Annotated in this window: 21 protein-coding genes; all 21 read left to right on the top strand. The window is 40.2% G+C overall.

Annotated features, from left to right (window positions below):
• Positions 1-158: 158 nt before the first annotated feature.
• Complete coding sequence (locus CWR48_RS15600) at positions 159-623, top strand: hypothetical protein (RefSeq protein WP_115774249.1); 465 nt, start codon at positions 159-161, stop codon at positions 621-623.
• Positions 620-1795 (top strand): DUF2800 domain-containing protein, encoded by a 1176-nt coding sequence (locus tag CWR48_RS15605; protein WP_115774250.1) that lies wholly within the window; start codon positions 620-622, stop codon positions 1793-1795. Before CWR48_RS15600 ends, CWR48_RS15605 begins: the two co-directional genes overlap by 4 nt.
• Positions 1795-2049 (top strand): hypothetical protein, encoded by a 255-nt coding sequence (locus tag CWR48_RS15610; protein ID WP_115774251.1) that lies wholly within the window; start codon positions 1795-1797, stop codon positions 2047-2049. Before CWR48_RS15605 ends, CWR48_RS15610 begins: the two co-directional genes overlap by 1 nt.
• Positions 2025-2837, top strand: a complete 813-nt coding sequence (locus CWR48_RS21035) for a DUF2815 family protein (protein WP_115774252.1) — start codon at positions 2025-2027, stop codon at positions 2835-2837. Before CWR48_RS15610 ends, CWR48_RS21035 begins: the two co-directional genes overlap by 25 nt.
• A complete protein-coding gene (locus CWR48_RS15620) occupies positions 2837-4804 on the top strand; it encodes a DNA polymerase (protein ID WP_115774292.1) in 1968 nt (655 codons plus the stop codon). Before CWR48_RS21035 ends, CWR48_RS15620 begins: the two co-directional genes overlap by 1 nt.
• Before the next feature lie 12 nt (positions 4805-4816).
• A complete protein-coding gene (locus CWR48_RS20480; protein ID WP_170140781.1) occupies positions 4817-4981 on the top strand; it encodes a hypothetical protein in 165 nt (54 codons plus the stop codon).
• Positions 4981-5223 (top strand): DNA-entry nuclease, encoded by a 243-nt coding sequence (locus tag CWR48_RS15625; RefSeq protein ID WP_115774253.1) that lies wholly within the window; start codon positions 4981-4983, stop codon positions 5221-5223. The genes CWR48_RS20480 and CWR48_RS15625 overlap by 1 nt, the downstream gene beginning before the upstream one ends.
• Before the next feature lie 16 nt (positions 5224-5239).
• Positions 5240-5386 carry a hypothetical protein gene (locus tag CWR48_RS20485; RefSeq protein ID WP_170140782.1) on the top strand — a complete coding sequence of 49 codons (147 nt, stop codon included), beginning with the start codon at positions 5240-5242 and terminating at the stop codon, positions 5384-5386.
• Positions 5383-5619 carry a hypothetical protein gene (locus CWR48_RS15630; protein WP_115774254.1) on the top strand — a complete coding sequence of 79 codons (237 nt, stop codon included), beginning with the start codon at positions 5383-5385 and terminating at the stop codon, positions 5617-5619. The genes CWR48_RS20485 and CWR48_RS15630 overlap by 4 nt, the downstream gene beginning before the upstream one ends.
• On the top strand, positions 5619-6419 hold the full coding sequence (locus CWR48_RS15635; protein ID WP_115774255.1) for an HNH endonuclease signature motif containing protein: 801 nt from the start codon (positions 5619-5621) through the stop codon (positions 6417-6419). Before CWR48_RS15630 ends, CWR48_RS15635 begins: the two co-directional genes overlap by 1 nt.
• Complete coding sequence (locus tag CWR48_RS15640) at positions 6416-6712, top strand: MazG-like family protein (RefSeq protein WP_211316762.1); 297 nt, start codon at positions 6416-6418, stop codon at positions 6710-6712. The genes CWR48_RS15635 and CWR48_RS15640 overlap by 4 nt, the downstream gene beginning before the upstream one ends.
• Positions 6705-7334 (top strand): hypothetical protein, encoded by a 630-nt coding sequence (locus CWR48_RS15645; protein WP_115774256.1) that lies wholly within the window; start codon positions 6705-6707, stop codon positions 7332-7334. Before CWR48_RS15640 ends, CWR48_RS15645 begins: the two co-directional genes overlap by 8 nt.
• Positions 7327-7635 carry a hypothetical protein gene (locus tag CWR48_RS15650; RefSeq protein WP_115774257.1) on the top strand — a complete coding sequence of 103 codons (309 nt, stop codon included), beginning with the start codon at positions 7327-7329 and terminating at the stop codon, positions 7633-7635. The genes CWR48_RS15645 and CWR48_RS15650 overlap by 8 nt, the downstream gene beginning before the upstream one ends.
• Positions 7628-8200, top strand: coding sequence for a hypothetical protein (locus CWR48_RS15655; protein ID WP_115774258.1), 573 nt, complete (start codon positions 7628-7630; stop codon positions 8198-8200). The genes CWR48_RS15650 and CWR48_RS15655 overlap by 8 nt, the downstream gene beginning before the upstream one ends.
• A 1-nt stretch (position 8201) precedes the next feature.
• Positions 8202-8609 carry a hypothetical protein gene (locus CWR48_RS15660; RefSeq protein ID WP_115774259.1) on the top strand — a complete coding sequence of 136 codons (408 nt, stop codon included), beginning with the start codon at positions 8202-8204 and terminating at the stop codon, positions 8607-8609.
• Positions 8610-8742: 133 nt separating this feature from the next.
• Complete coding sequence (locus CWR48_RS15665) at positions 8743-9696, top strand: AAA family ATPase (RefSeq protein ID WP_115774260.1); 954 nt, start codon at positions 8743-8745, stop codon at positions 9694-9696.
• A 38-nt stretch (positions 9697-9734) separates the two neighbouring features.
• Positions 9735-12176, top strand: a complete 2442-nt coding sequence (locus tag CWR48_RS15670) for a virulence-associated E family protein (protein ID WP_245976834.1) — start codon at positions 9735-9737, stop codon at positions 12174-12176.
• Between the two features lie 316 nt (positions 12177-12492).
• On the top strand, positions 12493-12804 hold the full coding sequence (locus CWR48_RS15675) for a PDDEXK family nuclease (protein ID WP_115774261.1): 312 nt from the start codon (positions 12493-12495) through the stop codon (positions 12802-12804).
• Entirely contained in the window at positions 12801-14177 is a 1377-nt protein-coding gene (locus CWR48_RS15680) for a DEAD/DEAH box helicase (protein ID WP_115774262.1), read from the top strand. The genes CWR48_RS15675 and CWR48_RS15680 overlap by 4 nt, the downstream gene beginning before the upstream one ends.
• 4 nt (positions 14178-14181) lie before the next feature.
• The gene (locus CWR48_RS15685) at positions 14182-14622 is read left to right on the top strand and encodes a transcriptional regulator (RefSeq protein ID WP_115774263.1); all 441 of its coding nucleotides are present in this window, start codon (positions 14182-14184) and stop codon (positions 14620-14622) included.
• A gap of 182 nt (positions 14623-14804) precedes the next feature.
• Positions 14805-15170, top strand: coding sequence for a PH domain-containing protein (locus CWR48_RS15690; protein WP_170140783.1), 366 nt, complete (start codon positions 14805-14807; stop codon positions 15168-15170).
• Positions 15171-15197 lie beyond the last annotated feature (27 nt).

Below are 15197 nucleotides of genomic sequence, written 5' to 3' on the forward strand. Positions count from 1 at the left end.
GGAGGTGGGAAACGATTGACCAAAGGAAGCTTCATTGGTGCACTAATCATCGCATCATTAATTGTACTAGTCATCAATATGTAAAAAGACCACTTTGCAGAGTGGCCCGTCAGGAATGTATGTAAATTCAGTATATCACGAGAGGGGAAATATAAAAAATGGAAATTACATTAAAAATAGAAGCACCAGGTCTAGAAGGTGCTATTCATACACTTGCCCAGGTTTTAGCAAATTACGAAATGCCAGTAAATATTGATGGAGGACAAGCTGCAGCAATTATAGAAGCGCAACCTGCTCAGCAAGCACCAGTTCAACAAGCGCCGCAACAACCGGTTCAACAGCAAGCACCAGTACAGCAACCTGAGCCGATTCAACAAACACCAGTGCAACATCCGGTACCTGTAGCTCAACAAGCTCCAGTACAACAGGCGGTACCTACTACCAATCCTGTTTATACAATAGATCAGCTTGCAGTTGCTGCTACTCAATTAATGGATGCTGGTAAGCGTGATGAATTAATTGGTCTACTTGGTCAATTCAATGTACAGGCACTTACTGCATTACCGCAGGAGCAATTTGGGGCATTCGCTACTAGATTACGAGAATTAGGTGCAAAGCTATGACCGAAGCAATAAATCATGCAGAAAGGTCGCACGCACTTCTTTCGGCTAGTGCTTCTAGTAGATGGCTTGCTTGTACTCCATCTGCAAGGCTAGAAGAACAGTTTCCTGATTCAACTTCAGTCTTTGCTGAGGAAGGTACTCTTGCACACGAAATTGCAGAGTTAAAGCTGCGTAAGCATTTTACAGAGCCTTTGACGCAACGAACTTTTAATACTCGTTTGAACAAGCTAAAAAAGAAAGAGCTCTTCCAGGAGGAAATGCTAAAGCATACCGAGACATATCTGGACTATTTAAAAGAAATCACGCTTGGCATGAAAACCACTCCTTATGTAGCTGTTGAAAAGCGTGTTGATTTTACAGCTTATGTTCCTGAAGGGTTTGGTACAGCTGACTGCATTATCATCGGCGGAGATACGTTGTATGTAAATGATTTAAAATATGGAAAAGGTGTTGCCGTTTCAGCGGAGGACAACCCTCAAATGAAATTATATGCGTTGGGTGCATATTTAGAATATGGATTCTTGTATTCTTTCAAAAAGGTTCATCTATCAATCGTACAACCTAGACTTGATAGTATTTCAGAATTCGAGATTAGCCTTGATGATCTCCTTGCTTGGGGAGAATCAGTTAAACCTTTAGCAGAGCAAGCATTTAAAGGTGAGGGCGAATTTGTTCCAGGAGAACATTGTAAGTTCTGTAAAGCAAAAGCAACCTGCAGAGCTAGAGCAGATCAGTACACAGCACTCGATGATTTTAAGCAGATGAAACCGCCTCTTATCAGTAACGATGAAGTAGGGGCGATTCTTGAAAAGGGACTTGCTATTGAATCCTGGGTAAAAGCTTTGAAAGATTACGCGCTAACAGAAAGTTTGAAAGGTAATGATATAGCAGGATGGAAAGCAGTTGAGGGAAGAGGTTCACGGAATTACACAGATATTGATAAAGCTTTTGAACATTTAAAAGCCAATAACATCGATGAAGCTGTTCTGTATGAAAGAGTTCCATTAACTGTTCCTAAACTAGAAAAAGAATTAGGTAAAGCAGAGTACAGAACGTTGCTTGAAGAGCCAGGGCTTGTTGTAAAGACTACAGGGAAACCAACGCTTGCAAAAGCATCGGACAAGCGTAAAGCAGTTACAAATGAAGTCAGTGCAGAGGATGATTTTAAATAATGATCAAATCACCTAACTATCAAATTTTTGTACAGTTTTTATTCGATGAGAGCATTATAGATTGGAATCCAGCAGAGCATGATGACTGGGAACTTCCACCTTCTGAATGCCTAAAATGGTTTTGGGATTTGTTCCCTTTAGATAAAGAGAGCGAAGTAGTGGATTTCATAAATAAAACAACTAGAAAAATAATTTTAAATTACTTTAATCAAAAAGGAGAGATTTATCAATGGAAAATAATACTCGTATCGTAACAGGGGAAGTTCGTTTCAGTTTTGTAAGTTTGTTAAAACCTCGTGAGGATCAATTCGGTAATGAAAAATACAGTGCAACTATTCTAGTACCAAAAACAGATGTTCAAACAAAGCAACGCATTGATGCAGCTATTGAAGCAGCGAAACAAAAAGGTAAATCTGGTAATTGGAACGGTATCATTCCTCCGGTTGTAGCAATTCCAGTACATGATGGGGATGGCGTGAAACCTTCCGATGGTACTGAATTTGGACCAGAGTGCAAAGGTCATTGGGTGTTTACTGCAACAACTGGGTTAGATTACCCGCCGAAAGTTGTTGATGCAAACCTTAATCCGATTATTGATCCGACGGAAGTTTATAGTGGCATGTACGGAAAAATCGCAGTCAACTTTAATCCTTATTCGTTCTCAGGTAAAAAGGGTGTTGGTGTTTATATTAGCACGAATGTACAGAAAACACGCGATGGCGAGCCATTAGGTGCTAGTGCTCCAGCTGCCGATTCAGACTTCGGTCCAGCACAACCGCAACAAGGTTATGGTCAACCTGCACCTCAGCAACCGCAATATCAACAAGTACCGCCAGCGCAACAACCGAATTATGGCCAACAACCTAACTATGGACAACAGCCACCGGTGCAACAACCGCAATACCAACAAGCGCCGCCTGCACAACCAGGTAATCCTTGGGAAGGTACTCCATTAGGAGCTCAACCACAAGGGCAACCGCAGCAACAACAATTTGACCCAATTACAGGTGCCCCAATCAATGGCGGCGTGTATGGTTTATGATTCGGTCATTAAATATCGATATTGAAACTTATTCATCTGTAAACCTATTAAAGTCGGGACTGTATAAATATGTACAGTCTCCGGACTTTGAAATTTTACTGTTTGCCTACTCGGTAAATAATGGACCAACTGAAATTATTGATTTGGCTCAAGGTGAAGAACTTCCTTTAAAAATAATATATGCCTTGTCCGATCCGAATATAACCAAGCACGCTTATAATGCTGCTTTTGAATGGTTTTCCTTAAGTAAATTTTATAACACTCCCCTATCATCTTGGAGAGATACGATGCTTCATGGAATGTATTGCGGTTATACTGCTGGGCTAGGTCCAACTGCCAATGCAATAGGATTACCACAGGATAAACGTAAAATGACAGTCGGTAAATCATTAATCAAGCTGTTCTGTACGCCTACCAATCCAACAAAGAAAAACGGCAACCGTACAAGAACACTTCCACATCATGAACCGGAGAAGTGGGAAGTTTTCAAAGAGTATTGCATCCAGGACGTTGAAGTAGAAAAAGAAATTGAAAATAAATTATCTAGTTTTCCAGTTCCTGAAAGTGAACAAAAGCTTTGGGAGCTTGACCAACAAATTAATGCTTACGGCGTAAAAGTAGATCGGGAGTTAATTGACGGGGCGCTTTACATAAATGATATTTCATCTGCTCAATTAACAGAAGAAGCTATTAAAATAACTGGTCTTGAAAATCCTAACAGCGCAGCTCAATTAAGAGATTGGTTGGCTAAGCAAGGTGTAGAAGTCGATAACATGCAGAAAGCAACCGTGGAAGCTCTTGTCGCTGAAACAGAGGGCGAGGTTAAGCGGGCGCTTGAAATAAGGCTGGAACTTTCAAAAACAAGTATCAAGAAGTATGTAGCGATGGAAGAAGCAGTGGGCGAGGATAACCGAGTGAGAGGGTTATTACAGTTTTACGGGGCTAATCGTACTGGGAGATGGGCAGGTCGTTTGGTTCAAGTTCAAAATCTTCCGAGAAATTACCTAGATACTCTAGGACTCGCTAGAGAACTTGTACGTGAGAAGAAAGCAGACGCTTTGAAGTTTGTCTATGGTAACGTGCCGGATACTTTATCTCAGCTAATCAGAACGGCTTTTATTCCAAGTGAAGGGAATCTGTTACTGATATCCGACTTTTCAGCTATTGAAGCAAGAGTAATCGCTTGGCTTTCAGGAGAACAATGGCGACTGGATGTATTCAAGACTCACGGGAAAATTTATGAAGCTTCTGCATCTCAAATGTTTGGTGTTCCAATTGAACTGATTAAGAAAGGTAACCCGGAATACGAGTTAAGGCAGAAAGGTAAAGTGTCGGAACTTGCTTTAGGATACCAGGGCGGAAGTGGTGCATTAATATCCATGGGAGCTTTAAACATGGGTTTAACAGAGGAAGAACTTCCGGATATCGTGAAGCGTTGGCGATCTGCTAATAAGCGAATTGTGGACCTTTGGTATTCATTAGAAAACGCTGCGCTATCCGTCATGAGAACAGGGCAACCTACAGGTATAAAAGGTTTAATCATCGCTAGAGAAAGTGATATCAGTAAAGGCTTAGATTTCCTCACGATTACATTGCCTAGTGGTCGGAAGTTGTATTACGTAAAACCATTTCTTGCAGAGAATGACTTTGGAAAAGAAGCAATCTATTACTGGGGCATGAACCAGACTACCAGGAAGTTTGAAAAGATATCTTCCTACGGCGGTAAGTTTACGGAGAACGTTGTACAAGCCATTGCCAGGGATTGTTTAGCTGTCAGTTTAGAGCGAATAGCAAAAGCAGGATATCAAACGATTATGCACATCCATGATGAAGTTGTGCTGGACGTACCAAGGGATAAAGCAGACTTAGAAAGAGTTTACGAAATTATGGGCGCTCCAATTGATTGGGCTCCTGGATTACCTTTAGCTGCAGACGGATTTGTATCGGATTACTATATGAAGGACTAGGAGGGGCTAGGGATGAAAGCAAAAGATACCATTCAAGACCTCATGAATAATAACATCATCGCTCGTTTAAAAGAGCTGGGTTACACGAAAGTAGAAGGTAAATCACAGCGTGAATTAATTGTCGCTTTAGCAACTTTGAACGTAGAAGTAGAGAATCCGGGGCAAGGGTGGTCCTAATGCATCCGATTGAGTACGACGATGATGGAAGAATAAATTATAACCCAGATTTTCATTTTGCTCATGGCAAGTTATGGGCAGAAGAAGAATTGGAGTATCTTTGTAAATTTATTGATTACGATGGCGCACGTTCTATGCAATATTCCTTGGGAAAAACCGAAAAGACCATTCGAAATAAAATAAATGATCTACGAAAGAATGGCAAGTTTTGGTATTACAAGAATTTGAATCGTCATTGGTAATTAGAGAGGTGAAAGGGTGGAATTTGAAAAGTTGATACTAAAATTGGCTGCAACTGTTGACCGTCAACAGCAGGAAATCAAGTTGCTGAAAGAAGATTTAAGGAAAGAGCAACAGCTTGTTAACTTTTGGAGGAAGAAAGCAAAGGAGGGTATCAAAGAATGAAAAATACTCTTGGTGATTTAAATAATCATCTATTCGCTCAGCTCGAGCGTTTAGGCGAAGAAGATTTAAAAGGTGAAAAATTAGCTGAAGAAATCAATCGTTCAAAAGCGGTAATGGGAATTGCGAAAAATATTATTGAGACTGGATCTCTTGTGCTCGAGGGCCAGAAGTTCCTCGATGATAAAATAAATGCAGATTCGAAGCTTCCAAAAATGCTCGAGGGTGATAAGTAATGTCTCGTAGATACAGTTATTCAAAAGAGGAGATCGATTTCGTTCGCAGCGTTGCACCAGGAAAATACAATGACGAAATTGCAGCACTTTTCACTGAAATGTTTGGGTCCCAAGTCACAGCTGGCCAGATGAAAGGTCTTAAATCTAACCATAAAATAAAAAGCTATGTCCCTACCAGAAGGGTGACTGAAGACGATGGTCTTTTCAATAAAGAACAACAGGAGTTCATTAAAGAGAATGTAAAAGGTTTACTCAATCAAGACTTGGCCAATCTTGTCAATGAGAAATTTGACTTATCGATTACGGCGCAACAAGTGAAAGCATGGAAGAATCGACGCCATATTTCAAGCGGACTTAAAGGGTCTGAAGGAATGGACCCTCCTAACAAGGGCACGAAAGGGCTATACAACGTGGGCGGAAATAAAACTTCATTCAAACCCGGTCAAAAACCGGTCAACTATAAGCCTGTTGGTTCCGAAAGAATTGATAGTAAAGACGGTTACACCTTAGTTAAGGTTCAGGACAATGGCGATTGGCACGAACGGTGGAGACACAAACATGTTGTCTTATGGGAAAAAGAAAATGGCCCAGTGCCGGAAGGTCATGCGGTATTATTCGCTGATCAAAATAAGCAGAATATAACTTTAGAAAACTTGATTCTCGTAAGCCGGAGACAGTTGGCCATTATTAATAAAAATGATCTGGCTTTTAATGACGCAGAATCAACAAAGCTTGGACTCACTATGGCAGACATTCATTTAAAAATAGGTGAACGGAAAAGAAAGGATGAGGCACAGTGAAAAATATTCTTAACATTGACGGACTAAATAAGCGTACGGTTGTCTTAAATGCCATTCATAAAGAACGTGAACGACAGATTGCTAAATGGGGTAAGCAAGTACACGATTATCCTTATTGGTACGCTATTTTAGGAGAAGAATTTGGAGAAGTTGGCCAAGCCATTCAGAAAGGTTCTGCGGCCCATAAGTCTACGGACGCCAGTGATTTATACACAGAACTGATACAAGTAGCAGCAGTTGCTACCGCAATCGCTGAACAAGTCCTCGAGGATAGAGGTGCAGCAGATGAGTGAAAAAGTAAAGGTTACTAAAGAACAGGCGGAAGCGATAAAGAAAGCTGTTGAATTACATGGTGAAGATTACGTAGTAGATACTCATTGCTTAAAACAGAAGAATCGTTCGCTTTGGACTCATTACTTAGCGCTGAATGATATGGAGATGTGGAAGTTGGCAAGAGCAGTTTACAGAGGCTATGAAGTAGAACCGGAGTTTAAAGTTGGTGACAAAATTATTGATTCGTTAGTTGATAATTGTCCCATCATTGAAGTCACAGAAATAGAAAAATATTATCTTATTGGTTTTTGGCTAACAGATATTGGGTCTAAAGTTACGACTTCTGTAAAAAGGCATCGCGCTCGCCACGCCACGCCATCCGAAATCGCACAAGAAAAAGAGCGTAGATGGTGGGCTAGTCATGGTAGGGAAGTGTGGGAGTTGCGAAGAGGTGATTTATTAATAAGTAGCACAGATCAATTCTCTTGCGATGTGAAGTTTGTGGAAGAAAGCGATGAAACAGGAACTCTTTTGGTTAACGGTGTGAAGGATGAATTCTTAGAGGACATGGATGACGTGATAAACAAATATATTATCCTTGCATTCGTTGAAAACCGATTGGATGGTGCAGGAGATGAGTGAACGCGGATACCATTTAGAGCGCACGAAGCATTTATTCGGAAAAGTAGCAGACAGCCAAGAAGATAAAGGCATCGCTAAATACGGTAAGCCCTTGGATCCGATGGATAATTACGATTGGCTTCAAATGGCATTAGAGGAACAAGTGGACGGTACAAAATATTTAATCGCTGAAATGGAAAAGCGCAGAAATATTATAAATGAAATCCGTTTACTTGTAGCCGATAATTGTAGCTCATTCGCAGCATTTCAAGAGATAAAGCAACTGCTTGATAGGTTGGAAGGAGTGAATCGTGATGCTTGAAAAGCTTCTCGATAAACATGCGAAGAACTTCGTAACAAATGAAAGGCAAGATGGCAAATTGGAAGGAATTCATTATCACGAGAATGGTTCTATCTATGTAACGGATGCCCATAAGCTACTTGTTTTCCATGATGCGCATCAGGAAGAAGCCCACACAGTTCACTATAAGACAGGGAAACAGATGGATATTAAGTATCCGGAAGTTGCTAGATTGTTAGACTCGGATTACCAGGACAGCCTTACTATCCAAATGAAAGATATTAACAGTTACATTGATCTGATTAAGGTCGCGACTAACATCGACTTAGTAGGCGACCTTATCCTAAAAGATGGCCAATTCAAACTGGAAATCAAGTATACCAATGAATCTTTTAATCTACTAATCGGAGAAACTAAATCTGAGTTCAAAGTATGTTTAAACATCTTGTACTTCTATCATATGCTTCACTTTTTCAAAGATGCCAAAGTGGACGAGATTATTTTCTCTTGGTCTCATCCTATGCGCCCGTTGTCTTTCCGCTCGGGAAATTACGAGATACTGGTAGTTCCAGTTAGGAGGTATTAATATGGACCCTTTAAAACAATTAATAGCTGATAAAAAGGAACAGTTAAAACCGGTGATTGGTGAAATCAGAGAACTTAAAAAGATTAAAACAGAAAATGGCATTTACGATAAAATAACCAAACTTGAGAAGATGCGAAGCGAACTGGAAGGCTCCATCAAGCGTTTCGGTCCATCTAAAATGCAACCTATGCAAGTAGGCATTATTGTAATCAATTATAAACTATATACCCAGTTTATCAAAAAGTTAAAAGGCTTCGTCATTACAGAGGAAATATTAGAAGATAAACTGGTCATCAAGTATTACAAAGGAAACATTAAAGGTGAACTGCAGCTTAACGATCTATCTCCTGTTTTTCCGGAAGGCAGCGTATTTCCAGAAGGTAAGCTTCAGGAGACTTCGATTTTATGAGCCGGCGGAAATGGACGTTGCTGTTTCGGCGAGAAGGGGTGCATAAGGTTTATCTTTATGAACCTTTACGTTCGGGTGAGCTTAATCGGAAACTAAATAAAGGGTGGAAGGTAATCGAAAGGAAGGGTTAAAATTGGCGATTGCTGCGCTGAAACAGCTGGGTGAACTACCTGGCATGATAAATGTAAAGATGCAAGTTGAACAGATTATTCAATTAAAGAAGATTTCAAAATTACGGGAGCAGCACGGATTAAAAAATCAATCGCAATCAAACCATTTAGTTTTCACCGGTAACCCTGGTACAGGGAAAACTACTGCTGCCAGATTGATAGGTGAGGCTTTCGCTGCATTAGGTATTTTAAAATCAAGTGATCTTGATGATTCCGATGACCTTCCCTTCGTGGAAATCCACCATGCTGACGTTATATCAAAATACGTAGGGGATTCTGAAAAAACGATAAAAGCTAAATTCAATCAGGCTAGAGGTGGAGTACTATTCATCGATGAAGCTTACGCTTTTGTTGGTGGTGATCAGACTCATAAAACAGGAGAAAAAGTTATCGCTTCGATTGTGCAGTTGATGGAAGATTTACGGGACGAAGTGATGGTGATTGCTGCAGGCTATTCCAGGGAGATGGATGATTTTCTAGATTCTAATCCGGGTTTGCGTTCCCGTTTCTCAAATACGGTAAATTTCCCAGATTACTCTGTTCCGGACATGATCCAGATAGCGCAGAAGATGCTTTTTGATCAAGAGTACCAGGCAGATAACGATTATATGAATTCCTTGGCCAATCGGTTATGGCTGGAAAAGGACAAGAAAGGCTTCGGTAATGCTCGTACTGTCAGGAACATAATTGAGGAATCGATTCGCATGCATTCTGTTCGGATATCTCAGCTTGATGCGCCGACAAGAGAAGATTTAATTCTTCTTATGGGAATCGACTTACAGTTAAATGTGCAAGATACGCTTTCTGAAAAAGAAAAATTACAAAAGGCGATGAGCCAAATTCAAGCTAGATTATTAGAGTTTGAACTTAGGGAAATTGTTACAAAGAGCAGTAACCGAACATTTTCAGGATCCTAAGTGATTTATTGTCCGGGAATTGAAAGCAGGTGAATTAATTGGCATTACAGTATGACAGACAAATAACAATAGCATCTGGTAATAGCAGGAAAGCTACCCAGTGGCCTGCTCAAGTATTATATTGGTCGGAAATGGTAGAGAAGTTACGTACTGCGGTTCGTGGCAAGGAGACTTTGCAGGAGTATCTCAAACTACCAAAACGTGAACAGGATGAATTAAAAGACGTTGGGGGCTTTGTCGGCGGGGAGTTAATCAATAACCGCCGGAAAGCTTCAAACGTAAAATCTAGAGATATTTTAACGCTTGATCTAGACAATATTCCTGCAGGTGGAACAGCTGATGTATTACGTCGGTTAGAAGGGCTTGGTTGCGCTTATGCAACTTACAGTACACGTAAGCATGAAGAGAACAAACCTCGCTTACGTGTACTTGTCCCTTTAAGTAGAACAGCAACACCAGATGAGTATGAGCCGTTAGCAAGGAAGCTTGCTTCTATTATAGGAATCAGTTTTGCAGACCCTACTACTTTCGAAGCTTCAAGGTTGATGTACTGGCCAAGTTGTTCAGCCGATAGCCAATATGTATTTACGTTTGGTGATAAACCTTTTCTTGATGCAGATGGGTTACTTGCAACATATGGCGATTGGAGAAATATCCAAGAGTGGCCAGAGGTACCAGGGGCAAATCAATCGCATGTAAGGCTTGCAGCTAAACAAGGGAATCCAACAGAAAAGCGAGGAGTTGTTGGCGCCTTTTGTCGCCAGTACGATATCCATTCAGCTATTGAAACTTTTTTACCTGGAGTTTATTTACCTACTGATGATGGAAGATACACATTTGTTGACGGTTCAACCGTTGGCGGTGCGGTTATTTATGATGATGGGCTTTTCTTATACTCCCATCATGCAACGGATCCGTGTAGCGGGCGTTTAGTAAATGCATTTGACTTGGTACGGTTGCATAAGTTCGGCGACGAGGACGACGATGCAAAGGCAGATACTCCAGTAAATAAGCTCCCTTCATTCGTTCAAATGAGCGCTTTTGCTTTAAATGATGCTGGGGTTGCAGGGATTATCAACCAAGAAAGATATGAGGCTGCAATTGAGGACTTTGGAGCTCCGGCTTCACAAGATGGCACTGGAGATAACAATAATCCGGCAACTAAAGAAGATTATAACTGGATTCAGCAGTTAAAAATAAGCCCTACGACAGGGCAACCATTAAAAACAAGTGAGAACATTTTAATCACACTTGAAGGAGAAGCAAACTTAAAAGGAAGAATTAAGCTAGATGAGTTCGCAGATGCTTTAGTTGGTGTTTCTCCTCTTCCCTGGGCTCCACGAGACGAGGAAAAAGGAGATTTCATATGGTCGGAGAAAGATGATTCCGGATTAGCTATTTACCTTGAAAAAATATTGGGGTTTCAGTCCAGGGAAAAACTAGGCCATGCGCTTAATCAGTGTTCCGCAAAGAACCGGTTCAATCCAGTTGCGGATTACTTGAATGGTTTAACGTGGGATGGAGTAAAAAGGCTTGAGACTCTGTTTATTGAATACTTGGGTGCAGCTGATACCCCTTATACTAGAGCCGTTACTCGTAAGTCATTGACTGCAGCAGTAGCACGTGCAATGGGGCCAGGAATTAAATACGATACCATGCCAGTGCTTACTGGGGCTCAGGGATTAGGGAAAACAACCTTGATACAAAAGCTAGGTAAATCTTGGTTTTCAAATAGTCTTGAATCGTTTGAAGGAAAAGAAGCTGCAGAACTATTACAGGGGCAATGGATTATTGAGATAGGTGAAATGAGTGCCTATAATAAATCGGATTTAAACACGATTAAAGGTTTTTTAAGTAGAACAGAAGATCAATATCGTGCAGCCTATGCACGTAAAACAGAGAAGCATCCTAGACGATGCGTATTCTTTGGTACTTCTAATAGAAGTGATTATTTAAAGGATTCAACTGGGGGTAGGCGTTTTTGGCCAATAGATTGCGGTGTTCAGGAACTAACGAAAAATGTTTTTAAAGACTTAGATGCAGAAGTGGAACAATTATGGGCTGAGGCAGTTATGCATTGGCGACTAGGCGAGTCGTTGATTCTGAACGGCGACCTTGCAGAAGAGGCAAAACGGCAGCAGGAAGGTCATGCAGAACAAGATCCAAGAGAAAGCCTTATTCGGGAGTTTGTGGAAAGAAGGGTTCCAATTGACTGGAATAAAAAAGATATGAGCGCCAGAAGTCTTTATTGGTCCGGAGAGTTTGGGAATTCTCCTGTTGAAACGGAAGAAAGAGATCGCGTTTGTGCAGCTGAAATATGGGTGGAGTGTTTTAACGATAAAGTCCATCGTATGAGGCGGTCAGATACAATGGCGATTAATGATGTACTTGAAAACATTGAGGGATGGGAAAAACAGAAAAACCCTTCAAGATACGGACCATATGGGAAGGTGAAAGGCGGATATATAAGAAAAAAATAGAACGGATGTGCGTCTACTTTGTCCCTTAAAAATGTCTACTTTGCCCCTATTATGTCTACTTTGTAAAAAAATGATTTGTCTACCTTGTCTACTTTGAAATTGGACAAAGTAGACACCAAAGTAGACAGGAAAACCGTTGGTATAACAGCGTTTATTATACAATGTCTACTTTGTCTACCTTTATCTATATAAAGTATATAAATAGGTAGTATAGAGGATTTATGCGAATTACGTATATACCTAAATAGCCTAATTATGAACTATACGTGTATGCGAGAGAGAAAGTAGTCAGTAGTTTTGAGAGGATGGTTTGAGCATGAGAGAAAAAGATATCGAAGAATACCTAAGAAAAAAAGTTAAAGCTGCAGGAGGTAAAGCTTATAAATTTGAGTCTCCTGGAAACGATGGTGTGCCAGACAGAATAGTTATTTTCCCAGGAAACAATATTTATTTCATAGAGTTAAAAGCGCCAGGTAAAAAACCAAGACCTTTACAAATTAAGCAAATGCGAGATTTAAAGAATTTTAATTGCAGCGTAAGCGTAATGGACAGTAAAGAGCAGGTAGATAAATTTATAGAATTTATAAACAGAACAGTGTATGGCTTAGAAGAGAGCGATGGAGAATGAAGTTCGTCCCGCACAGCTATCAAAGATATAACATCAATCGAATATTAGCTTCTCCCAATTTAGCCCTGTGGCTTGATATGGGATTAGGAAAAACTGTAATCACGTTAACAGCAATAAACGATTTGAAATATAACCGGTTTGCAGTCAATAAGGTTCTTATCATCGCACCGAAGAAGGTTGCACAAGGAACCTGGACCAACGAAGCTAAGAAGTGGGATCATTTAAACCTATTACGGTTTTCCATCGTGCTAGGTACTCAAGCAAAGCGAATCAAGGCTTTAAATACGCCTGCAGACATTTACATTATCAATCGTGAAAACGTAGTTTGGTTGGTTGATTATTATCGGAATTCATGGCCATTCGATATGGTGGTCATCGATGAATCTAGTAGCTTTAAAAACCATCAGGCAAAACGATTTAAAGCGTTAAAAGGGATTCGGCCACATATCAAAAGACAGATTCAGTTGACTGGAACCCCTTCACCAAATGGGCTAATTGATATATGGTCGCAGATTTATTTATTAGATGGCGGCCAACGATTAGGGAAAACGATCGGAGGATTCCGAGAAAGGTATTTTGAACCGGATCAACGTAATCGAGAAAGAGTATTTACCTATGCACCAAAGGATGGGGCAGATGAAAAGATACGGAGCTTGATTGGGGATATCGTTGTCAGCATGAAAGCGGAAGACTATATCGAGCTTCCGCCGGTTACTTACAATACGATTCCCGTTGTCCTAGATGATAAAGCCAAAAAATCATATGAAAAGCTAGAACGTGAAATGCTTCTTGAAATAGATGAATCAACCATTAATGCGGGTTCGGCGGCAGTGTTAGGGAATAAGCTTCTGCAGTTAGGGAACGGTGCCGTATACGACGAAGACAGAAATGTAGTGGAGATACACAATAACAAGATTGAGGCTTTCCAAGAACTTGTTGAAGCATTAAACGGATCCCCTGCATTAGTCTTTTATAATTTCCAGCATGATAAGATTCGAATTCAGAAAGCTTTATCCAAGACAAATTTAAGAGTGAGAGAGCTTAAAACAGCCCAGGACGAGAATGATTGGAACAATAAAGAAATTGATATCTTACTAGCGCATCCGGCCTCAGCAGGATATGGATTGAACTTACAACAAGGTGGAAATCATGTTATCTGGTTCGGGTTAACCTGGAACTTAGAATTGTATCAGCAAGCAAACGCAAGGCTGCATCGTCAAGGACAGAAAGAAAAAGTATTTATCCATAAGTTGGCCGTCGCAGGAAGCATGGATGATAAGGTTGCAGATGCGTTAGAAGATAAGGCAACAACACAAGAGGATTTAATGCAAGCCCTTAAAGCAAGAATTGAGAAAGTGAAAGAGGAGGGTTAATTACATGACAACAGCAATCAAACCAACTAAGATCACATTTAAAAAAACAGAAGCCGAATGGTACAACTATCACCACACATTGAAAGAAATTGCTAGATTACGTGAAGAAATTACGAATCCATTTGACGAGGAAATTAATGACCCAACAATCGTGAAAGGTGCCAATTCTGTTCGCCAGCCGGGTGATCCGACAGGAAGAATGGCCACACGTTTAAACACAAGCAAGCAATTGAATTATCTAACAGAGATTGTGGGAGCTATCGAGCAAGTATATAACGCTTTGCCTGATAACTATAAAAGCCTAGTGCGAGTAAGATATTGGAATAAAACAAAAAAGCAAACATGGGTGGGCATATCGGGAGACTTAAAAGTGAGCGAAAGACAAGCAATGAGGTGGAGAAACGAAATTATTCAGGCTACTATCGAAGTGTTAGGGTGGAGATAATTTAAAATGTCACTATAATGTCAGTTTTGACCTCCAAAAATGGGTTATTATGGTAGTATGGATATGTAATACCACAAGATACTTGCCAGTTTCGTCGTGGAAAGCGAACTGGCTTTTTTTATATTATTAATTGCAATTGGCAAACAATTCCATCATACTAAGGTTAAAAAGGACTGATGGAGATGGCAGAGGAAACAATACTAGAATTTGAGACTTATATGTTTGGTCTGAAAGGCAACAAAGAAGGGTTTCTAAAAATACCTACGGAACATTATGAACTAACAAACGAGCGATTGAAGATTAATAAACAAGGCGTACTTTCTAAAACATTGAAAGATATTGAGCTTTATAAAATAAAAGATATTCAAGTAACCCAGAAATTGAAAGATAAAGTTTTGGGTGTTGGGGATATCGAAATAGTCGATGCAGATAACAATAAAACTAATTTGAACCGGATTAAGGAACCACACGAGATCAGGGAGAAAATAAGAAGCGCTGCTAAAGCTGCAAGAGAAGCCGAGGGAGTTTCATATAGAGTTGACTTATAAGAGCCTAGAACGGGCTCTTTTTTAATT

The sequence above is a fragment of the Oceanobacillus arenosus genome (genome assembly GCF_003369575.1).
In the GTDB taxonomy this organism is placed as follows: domain Bacteria; phylum Bacillota; class Bacilli; order Bacillales; family Amphibacillaceae; genus Oceanobacillus; species Oceanobacillus arenosus.